The sequence below is a fragment of the Actinomadura bangladeshensis genome, assembly GCF_004348335.1.
In the GTDB taxonomy this organism is placed as follows: domain Bacteria; phylum Actinomycetota; class Actinomycetes; order Streptosporangiales; family Streptosporangiaceae; genus Spirillospora; species Spirillospora bangladeshensis.
In genome coordinates, this window is the sequence record NZ_SMJW01000522.1 from 1 (window position 1) to 1,745 (window position 1,745).

General features: G+C 70.5%; 2 protein-coding genes. Both read left to right on the forward strand.

What is annotated here, in order from left to right:
• A partial coding sequence (locus tag E1284_RS40530) for a FumA C-terminus/TtdB family hydratase beta subunit (RefSeq protein WP_207924248.1) occupies nucleotides 1–607 on the forward strand: 607 nt, incomplete at its 5' end.
• A 176-nt stretch (nucleotides 608–783) separates the two neighbouring features.
• A partial coding sequence (locus E1284_RS40535; RefSeq protein WP_131945409.1) for a serine/threonine-protein kinase occupies nucleotides 784–1,745 on the forward strand: 962 nt, incomplete at its 3' end.

Genomic DNA, 1,745 nt, shown 5'->3' on the forward strand with positions numbered 1-1,745 from the left:
AGATGTGTACAAGAGACAGGGCGGGGGGAGTGCGGTCAGCATCGATCTGAACCGCCCGATGGACGAGATCCGCGCCGAGCTGACCCGCTACCCGGTGAAGACGCGGCTGTCGCTGACCGGCCCGCTCGTCGTGGCCCGCGACATCGCGCACGCCAAGATCAAGGAGCGGCTGGACGCCGGCGAGCCCATGCCGCAGTACCTGCGCGACCACGCCGTCTACTACGCGGGGCCCGCCAAGACGCCCGAGGGCTACGCGTCCGGGTCGTTCGGCCCGACCACCGCCGGCCGGATGGACTCCTACGTCGAGCAGTTCCAGGCCGCCGGCGGCTCCCTGGTCATGCTCGCCAAGGGCAACCGGTCCAAGCAGGTCACCGACGCCTGCAAGGAGCACGGCGGGTTCTACCTCGGCTCCATCGGCGGACCGGCCGCCCGCCTCGCCCAGGACTGCATCAAGAAGGTCGAGGTTCTGGAATACCCGGAACTCGGGATGGAGGCCGTCTGGAAGATCGAGGTCGAGGACTTCCCGGCGTTCATCGTGGTCGACGACAAGGGCGAGGACTTCTTCGCCGACACCACCGGTCCCGTCCTCACCATCGGCAGGCGCTGACCCCCGGCGGGGCGTCCGGCGGGGCGTCCGGCGAGGCGTCCGGCGGGCCTCCGAGGGGCCCGCGGGGCGCCCATAGCCGTTGTTTCTCGTCGGTAGGTCACAGTATTGGGCCAAATATTTGGTTCCTGCTGAGGTCTCCCCGATGACCGCCTGGCCACTCCGGTATCTTTTCCGCCATGTCACAGTCAGAGCGCCTCGTTCTAGCGACGCGCTACCGGCTGGTCTCGGAAATAGGTCAGGGTGCCAACGGCACCGTCTGGAGAGGGCATGACGAGCTCCTCGATCGCGCGGTGGCGATCAAGGAGCTGCGGCTCCCCGAGGACCTCTCCGAGGACGACCGGGTGGTCTTCTACCGCCGTACCCTCCGGGAGGCGCGCGCGCCCGCACAGCTGCGCACGCACTCCATCGTCGAGGTGTACGACGTCGTCATCGAACAGGGCCGTCCCTGGATCGTGATGGAGATGATCGAGGCGCCCAGCCTCGAGCAGCTGATCGAGCGCTCCGGTCCGCTGCCGCCCGAACGCGTCGCGCACATCGGCCGCGCCCTGCTCGACGCGCTCAACGTCGCGCACAAGGCCGGGATAGTGCACCGCGACCTCAAGCCCAGCAACGTGCTGCTGGACGGCGACCGGGTCGTGCTGACCGACTTCGGCCTCGCGTTCTCCTCCGGTTCGGCGAGCCTGACGAAGACGGGCCACTTCATGGGCTCGCCCGCGTACGTGGCGCCCGAGGTGGCCGCCGGGGAGAAGGCCACCCCGCGGTCCGACCTGTGGTCGCTCGGCGCGACGCTGTACGCCGCGCTGGAGGGTCGCCCGCCGTTCGAGCGCGAGAACGTGATGGCGACGCTGTCCGCGCTGGCGAACGAGTCGACCCCGTCCCCGCAGAACGCGGGCGCGCTCGCGCCGGTCATCACCGGGCTGCTGGAGAAGAACCCGACCCGCCGGCTCAGCCACGCGCGCGCCGTCGACCGGCTGGAGCGGGCGCTCGCCGGGCCGCGGTCCGGGCGCCGCCCGCCGACGCCCCGCTACCGGCTGATGGCGGTGATCGCGCTCATCGGCGCGACCGTCGCCTCCTGCGGGATCGGCGCGACCGCCCTCATCGTCGGCATGATGAAGGAGAGCCCCGGGCCCTCCCCCAC